Consider the following 6,563-nt stretch of genomic DNA (forward strand, 5'->3'; position numbering starts at 1 on the left):
GCCCCCATCAGCGGCACCATGGCGATTGCTGTCATGAGCGCATAGTTGCCGCGGCGGTCACGGCAGAATTGATGCCAGAATTTGCGCATTGTACTTGAAGCGGCCCCCCGCCGACGGATTTTCGCCGGGCCACACTTCCACAAAACGCTGAAGGACCGGTTTGGCAAACCGCTCGATTGCTTAACGGCGGCTTCACCAAGCGCTAACCAAGCCAACTGACCGCGGCCATGCCGCGCGACGAAAAACGCCCGCCTTGCGAGCGGGCGTCGTCGATCATTTGTCCGAGCAGATCAGCTGACGATGCGAAGGTTCGACAATTCGTTGCCGATCGCCTTGAAGTCGTCCGACAGCGTTGCGCCGGTCGAATTCCAGAACAGCTTCGCCGGCTTGGTCGGGTCGGTCGGATCCTTGCGGAAACGCGAATCCGACGAGCAGGTCTTCAGGGCTGCCATCTGCGCCGCCTCGGCAGTGTTCTTCGAATCGAGGTCGAGCGCGATGGTCATGACGATGATATTGGCAGCCTTGGCGTTGTCGCACAGCGTCGCAAACTGCTGACTCATCGCCGTGGTGTAGTTCGCTTCCGTATATGTCGTCTTACTGACGTTTGAGTCGGTGTTCATATACAGGCGGGTGGTGCCGGTGCCGTTGTAGCCGACGCCCGTGTAACCGTAAGCGGAATAGCTTGACCTGTTCAGGGGATAGTCATTGGCGCGGAACCAACTGGGTGTGTAGTAGGTGTTGGCCCCGTCGGTGAGCACGATCAAGACCTTGTCGTTGCCTTTTTCCGTTTCGGATCGGCCCCCTGTAAAAGGAGCTGTGCTGGAAAGGGTTCTCCAGCCCCAGGCCATGCCTTCGGGCACGTTGGTGGCGCCGACGGCGACCATGCCGTCGATGGCGGTTTTGATGGCGGTCAAGCCGGTGGCGTTCGAGACGTCCGTGAGCGGGGTGATTGCTGTTGTGGTGCAGCTATAGTTCGGTCCGCCGTCGATTGGCGCAGGCAAGGCAGCTTTGTTGAGCGGGGCCGGGACGAAATACTTCGCCATGTTCTTCTGCCGGGCTAATTGTAAGGCTTGGTTGGTGGAGGTAGTTGCATCGTTGTCATCCCACCAGCTGTTGAGCATGCCGAACGTTTTGACCGAACCGCTTGAAAGCGTCCATTGGTTGCCAGGCTCATCCGGGGCGAACATCGGCACGAACATCGTGGCCGGTGTTGCCGACGAGGCGGGAGCATCACTGACGTTGTAGGGATAAGGTCGCGCCTCGACACAGCCTCCCCAACTCGCGACTTTGCCATAGGTGAATGTCGCGTTGGACGTGCAATTGCCGCTCCAATCCTTTGAACTGCATGCGGTAACGCGCGTCATCTGATCGAAGACTGAAAAGCGCGTTAACGGTAGATTTTGCTGAGCGCCCCACAGCGAACCGCGCGCATACCAGACGTTGCCGACTTGCTCCGCCCATCTGTTGGCATTGAGCGCCTGGGTCATGGTTCCCCAGTTGAAATTCTCATGCTGGATTGGCGAAATACCTGACGGATCAAGCCATGCCGCGCCCTGATTGGCGGGGCCGACATTGACCGAGGCAGCGAACGGCACGAGGCTGAACTGGACCGGCTTGGAAACCTGCTTCATCATCTGCGCTTGGCCGGACAACTGGTCGACGAGCTGCTTGGCGGCGCTTTTCAAGAGGTCGAACCGCACCTTGTTCGAGACGCTGATATCGTTCATCGAGCCCGAATTGTCGAGCACCAGCGACACTTCCAGCGTGTTCTTGAGGCGGATCTCGGACTTGGCCGAGAAGGCGAGGTTCGTCTGGCCGGGTGTTCCGCCGAGCAGCGCGACCGCAGCCGGCAGGAAGTAGGGCTGGTACTTCAGGTTCGCTTCGAGTACCAGCGTGCCGCCGCCCGCATTATTGTTCGGCAGGGTTACCGTCAGCGTCGTATTCGCCGGAAGGACGTGCCTGAGATTGGCCTCGAAGAAGGTTTTGGCGTAGGCCTTGGCGTCGGTGTCGCTGGCGCCGGCGACGATCTGCTGTGCCGTCGCGATGCCGGCCGCATCCAGCGCGTTCAGCGTCTCCTGCCGCTCCCGCACCAATTCGGTGTAATCGACGGCAATGGCGACGCCGCCCATCAGCGGTATCATCGTGATGGCCGTCATCAAGGCATAGTTGCCTCGTCTGTCACGCAGGAATTTCCGGATCAATGCCTTAGCCCCCGCCAAGATCCTAGAGTTCCGTTTTAGCATGATCATAAATCGTTAAATTTCAGTCCTCTCGAAGGCATCAAGATCGCGCGGTCCTTTGACAGGGCATTAACCCTGTGCAAGCGGCGGTCCGCCCACGGCTGGTGCTCGTCGCCTGTCGGCGCTTGACGGAAGGGCAGGTCCGGAAAGCTGGTGACAGGATGAGGCGCTTCGGCTATGCGGGGCCGACCGCGGCGACCTTCGGCGCGACGCGCTTCATGATCGAAATCAGGGACACGGCATGGCGGATTCGCCCGACATCATCGCTTCGCTTGACGATCTGGCGGGGCGCTACGCCGCCATCCTGTGCGACGTATGGGGCGTCGTGCACAATGGCGAATGGCATTTTGCGGCCGCTGCCGCCGCGCTCGCAAGGGCGCGCGCGGCCAGGGTGCCTGTCGTGCTGATCACCAATTCGCCACGCCGCAGCGCCGACGTCATTGCCCAGATGAAGGTCATCGGTGTTCCCGCCGACGCCTGTGACCGGGTCGTTACCTCCGGCGACGTGACGCGCGACCTGATCGCCGAAGGACCCAGGAAGATCTTCCACATCGGCCCGGAGCGCGATTTCACCCTCTATGACGGGCTCGACGTCGATCTCGTCGAGGAGTTCGAGGCCTCCGGCATCGTCTGCACGGGCCTCTATGACGACGAGGTCGAGAAACCCTCCGACTATGCCGAGCTGCTGCAGCGGCTGCGGGCCCGCAATCTGCCGTTCATTTGCGCCAATCCGGATATCCTGGTGGAGCGCGGCGAGCGCACCATATGGTGTGCCGGCGCGCTCGCGCGCGATTACGCCCAACTGGGCGGCCGCACGTTGATTGCCGGCAAGCCCTTCGCGCCGATCTACGATGTCGCCATGAAGGAGGTCGCCGGCCTTCTCGGCCGCGCCGTCGAGCGCAGCGAGGTTCTCGCCATCGGCGACGGCATGATGACCGATGTCAAGGGCGCGGCCGACAACGGTTTCGATGTGCTCTACGTCTCAGGCGGCATCCACGCTCGCGACTATGGCGATCCGCTCCGCCCCGATCCGGAAAGGCTGGCGGGCTTCCTTGAAAAGCACGGCTACCGGCCGGTCGCCGTCATTCCGCGTCTGCAATAGATTGGTGGTCTGGCCATGACGGGCGCCTCGACATGAAGCAAGCCTTCGAACGTCTTTCGGCGGTCGCGCCGCTGCCCGCGCATCTGCGCGGCGGCGTCGTGGCGATCGGTAATTTCGACGGGGTCCATCGCGGCCACCAGTCCGTCCTGGAGCGCGCGCTGGCTGAGGCCCGCCGCAGCGGCGTGCCCGCCCTGGTGCTCACCTTCGAGCCGCATCCGCGCAAGGTGTTCCGGCCACAAGTGCCGCTCTTCGTGCTGACGCCGCCGCCGATGAAGGCGCGGCTGCTCGCCGGACTTGGCTTTGCCGCTTTGGTCGAGCAGCCGTTCACCCGCGATTTTGCCTCCCTTTTGCCCGAGGCTTTCGTGACCGATGTGCTGGAGAAGAACCTTGGCATCCGCCACGCCGTCACCGGTTTCGACTTTCATTTCGGCAAGGACCGCCAGGGCGGCCCGGCCTTTCTGATGGCGGCCGGAGAGCGGCACGGCTTCGGCGTGACGCTGGTCGACGCCTTCCGCGATGAAGGCGCCGAGGTGGTTTCGTCGAGCCGCATCCGGGAACTGCTTGCCGAAGGCAAGGTGGAGGAGGCCGCCGGACTGCTCGGCTACCGTTTCACCGTCGAGACCGAGGTGATCGGCGGCCAGCAGCTTGGTCGCACTCTCGGCTTCCCGACCGCCAATATGCGGCTTTCGCCGGAAGCGGCCTTGAAGGAAGGGATCTATGCCGTCCGTTTCCGTCGCGCCGATGGCACGCTTCATGACGGCGTCGCCAGCTTCGGTCGGCGTCCGACCGTTGATGACAATGGCGCGCCGCTGCTCGAAACATACGTCTTCGATTTTTCCGGCGATCTCTACGGAGAGACCTGCGAGGTGTCGTTCTTCGGCTTCCTGCGCCCCGAGCTCAAATTCGATGGTCTCGACGCGCTGGTGGCGCAGATGAAAAACGACGAGGCCGAGGCGAGGGCGCTGCTGGCGGGCGTGCGCCCGCTCTCGCAGTTGGACGCCGAGATCACGTTCTAGACCGGCAGTGGCCGTAGCCTGACCATCGTCATGCGGTTCTTGTCGGCGCGCTCGTCGTCAAGGAAGAGGTCTCCAGAGCGCAATATCTGGGCATTGCGCTGGCGCTTGTCGCGGTCACACTTCTCAACGTCGACTGAGGGAGGCTTACCGCTTCAGCGCCAGCCCGATGGCTATGAAGCTCCAACCCTGGAACACCAGGTCGATCGCCAGGAATATGCCAAGCACCCAGAGGCTGTTCACCGGCCAGCCCATGGCGATCATCAGGCCGAGCAGAATGGTGATGATGCCGGCCGCGAGCAGCCATCCCCAGCCTTGCTGCGGCCGGTGACTGAAGGCCACCCAGGACCGCAAAAGCCCGGAAGCGACAAGCGCGATGGCCAACAGCAGCGTCAGCACCGCCGAGGCGAGCAGCGGATTGTCGAAGGCGAAGAAGCCGGCGACGGCGTAGAGCAGGCCGCTCAACAGCCAGTAGAAGAAACGCCCCCATGTCTTGACCCCGAAGGCATGGATGATCTCGATAATGCCGGCCATCAGCATCAGCCAGCCGACGACATAGACCGAGGCGACGGTGGCGATGAACAAATTGCCGAAAGCGATGCCGCCGAAGATCAGCAGCAACACGCCAAGCGCCACGAACCATCCCCACTTGTCCCGCGTCTGGCCGATCGCGTCCTTGAGAGCGTCGCTTGGCAGAGTCATGGTTTCATCTCCCTCGAAATTCACCACCGATCGTGCGGCGAAAGGAAGCTAAACTGAATGGCACTGGCCGTCCAGCAACACGGACCGGGCCGTGGGCGGCCGATCGTCCATGACCTTCCACCGCGGTTGTGACTGTGATGCCGCTGCACGCGGACCAGGGGCGGCCGGATCCGAGCATCGCGCCATGCTCGTGAGATCGACGACAGGTCGCATCCGCTGGGCCGCTCAGTTCGGCCGCGCGATCATCCTGCGCCAGGCCAGTCGAGGTCCGAGCGCGAGCGTCCTGAAAGAGGGGGCGCCGACAGCCGCGAGCAACAGCAGCTTGCACGTGACGGCTATGGGTATGCCTGCGGTTCGCAACAGCAACTCGATGTCGCGTCTTTCCAGTCTGGAGACGCCGACCCCCGTGGCGGCGCGCCATGCCAGAAAACCTGCGATGGCCTGCGCGGGTTGGCCGTTCGCGTCGAACGGCTCGGCGCGATAGCGGCGCAACAGCGCCGACTGCCTGGCCAATGCCGCGGCCGCCTTTTGCTGGTCCTGCTTCACGCGCGATACTTGTCCCGGGTGCGATCTCAGCTTCACGAGCGGCACTTCCATGTTGGCCAGTTTTCCCGTCTCGGAAAGCCGCAGCCATAGATCGTAGTCTTCGGCATAGGTGAACGCGTGGCGGTAGCCTCCCGCGCGCCGGACGGCCTCGGTCCGGAACATCACCGTCGGGTGAAGCATGGGATTGTATCTGGCGAGCGCTTCCCGCAACGGGTCGTTGCCGGTAGGCACGCCGATCGGCCTCAACAGCTTTCCGTCCCGGTCGATCTGCAATCCCGCCGTACCGAGCAGCTGCAAATCGGCATCCGCTTCGAAACACGCGACCTGCAGGCGCAACCTGTCGGGCAGCGAGACATCGTCGCAATCCATGCGCGCCACAAGAGGAGCCTGCGCGAGTGCAATCCCCATGTTCAGCGCATCGACGATCCCCTTGCCGCTGTTGGCGACAACTCTGACCCGGCTATCACGGTCGCCGATCGACGTCGCAATCGCTGCGCTGTCATCGCAAGATCCATCGTCGACGACGATGACTTCGATATCCGTCAGATCCTGGTCCAGCATGCTTTGCAGGGCCTCGCCGACATATTGCGCGCCGTCCTTCACCGGAATGATCACGCTTACTGTCGGCAATGGAATGGCCCTTGCGATGACCGGCCGGATCGAATGGCCGTTGAATTGCCGGATGTCGGCAGCCTGGTCTCAGAATTCCAATTCCAAAGTTCCGTAAATCTGTCGACTGTCAATTTCCTTGTCTGGCCGATCCGAGCGAAGCCTCGAGGGCGGGGGCGAGCAGCCTAAGGACCGCTTCGCGCTTTTTCGCCTTCAGCGACAGGTCGCCGTCGAGGCCGACTTCGTGAAGCCAGCTTCCCCGCCATTCGCAATAGGCCTGCCTGAGCTCAATCCCCGGCAAGGCGGCGAATGCGGTTATCGGCCGTTGCTGCACCGTGTTCGGGTCCACAT

The 6,563-nt window shown here is 62.6% G+C and carries 5 protein-coding genes and 1 pseudogene; 2 read left to right on the plus strand and 4 right to left on the minus strand.

Features of this window, described 5'->3' with window-relative positions; all coding sequences use genetic code 11:
- Nucleotides 1–290: 290 nt before the first annotated feature.
- Entirely contained in the window at nucleotides 291–2,243 is a 1,953-nt protein-coding gene (locus EOD07_RS17350; protein ID WP_281059061.1) for a pilus assembly protein, read from the minus strand.
- Between the two features lie 238 nt (nucleotides 2,244–2,481).
- Here EOD07_RS17350 and EOD07_RS17355 point away from each other — a divergent pair, with 238 nt between their 5' ends.
- Together EOD07_RS17355 and EOD07_RS17360 are read left to right on the plus strand one after the other, a co-directional pair.
- Nucleotides 2,482–3,342: a TIGR01459 family HAD-type hydrolase gene (locus EOD07_RS17355; RefSeq protein ID WP_127236338.1), complete on the plus strand. Its 861-nt coding sequence runs from the start codon at nucleotides 2,482–2,484 to the stop codon at nucleotides 3,340–3,342.
- Nucleotides 3,343–3,374: 32 nt separating this feature from the next.
- A complete protein-coding gene (locus EOD07_RS17360) occupies nucleotides 3,375–4,358 on the plus strand; it encodes a bifunctional riboflavin kinase/FAD synthetase (RefSeq protein WP_127236339.1) in 984 nt (327 codons plus the stop codon).
- Between the two features lie 144 nt (nucleotides 4,359–4,502).
- Here EOD07_RS17360 and EOD07_RS17365 read toward each other — a convergent pair whose 3' ends face one another.
- The 3 genes and pseudogenes from EOD07_RS17365 to EOD07_RS38140 form a co-directional block, all read right to left on the minus strand.
- Nucleotides 4,503–5,057: an HdeD family acid-resistance protein gene (locus tag EOD07_RS17365; protein ID WP_127236340.1), complete on the minus strand. Its 555-nt coding sequence runs from the start codon at nucleotides 5,055–5,057 to the stop codon at nucleotides 4,503–4,505.
- A gap of 225 nt (nucleotides 5,058–5,282) precedes the next feature.
- The gene (locus EOD07_RS17370; protein WP_164772308.1) at nucleotides 5,283–6,218 is read right to left on the minus strand and encodes a glycosyltransferase; all 936 of its coding nucleotides are present in this window, start codon (nucleotides 6,216–6,218) and stop codon (nucleotides 5,283–5,285) included.
- A gap of 124 nt (nucleotides 6,219–6,342) precedes the next feature.
- Nucleotides 6,343–6,563 (minus strand): annotated as a pseudogene (locus tag EOD07_RS38140) (hypothetical protein); the annotation flags it as partial.

This window comes from Mesorhizobium sp. M2C.T.Ca.TU.002.02.1.1 (assembly GCF_003997225.1).

Bases quoted from the DNA above. Each gene is read 5' to 3' on its own strand.
- EOD07_RS17350 (WP_281059061.1), bottom strand. From the start codon at position 2,243: ATGCTAAAACGGAACTCTAGGATCTTGGCGGGGGCTAAGGCATTGATC.
- EOD07_RS17355 (WP_127236338.1), top strand. From the start codon at position 2,482: ATGGCGGATTCGCCCGACATCATCGCTTCGCTTGACGATCTGGCGGGG.
- EOD07_RS17360 (WP_127236339.1), top strand. From the start codon at position 3,375: ATGAAGCAAGCCTTCGAACGTCTTTCGGCGGTCGCGCCGCTGCCCGCG.
- EOD07_RS17365 (WP_127236340.1), bottom strand. From the start codon at position 5,057: ATGACTCTGCCAAGCGACGCTCTCAAGGACGCGATCGGCCAGACGCGG.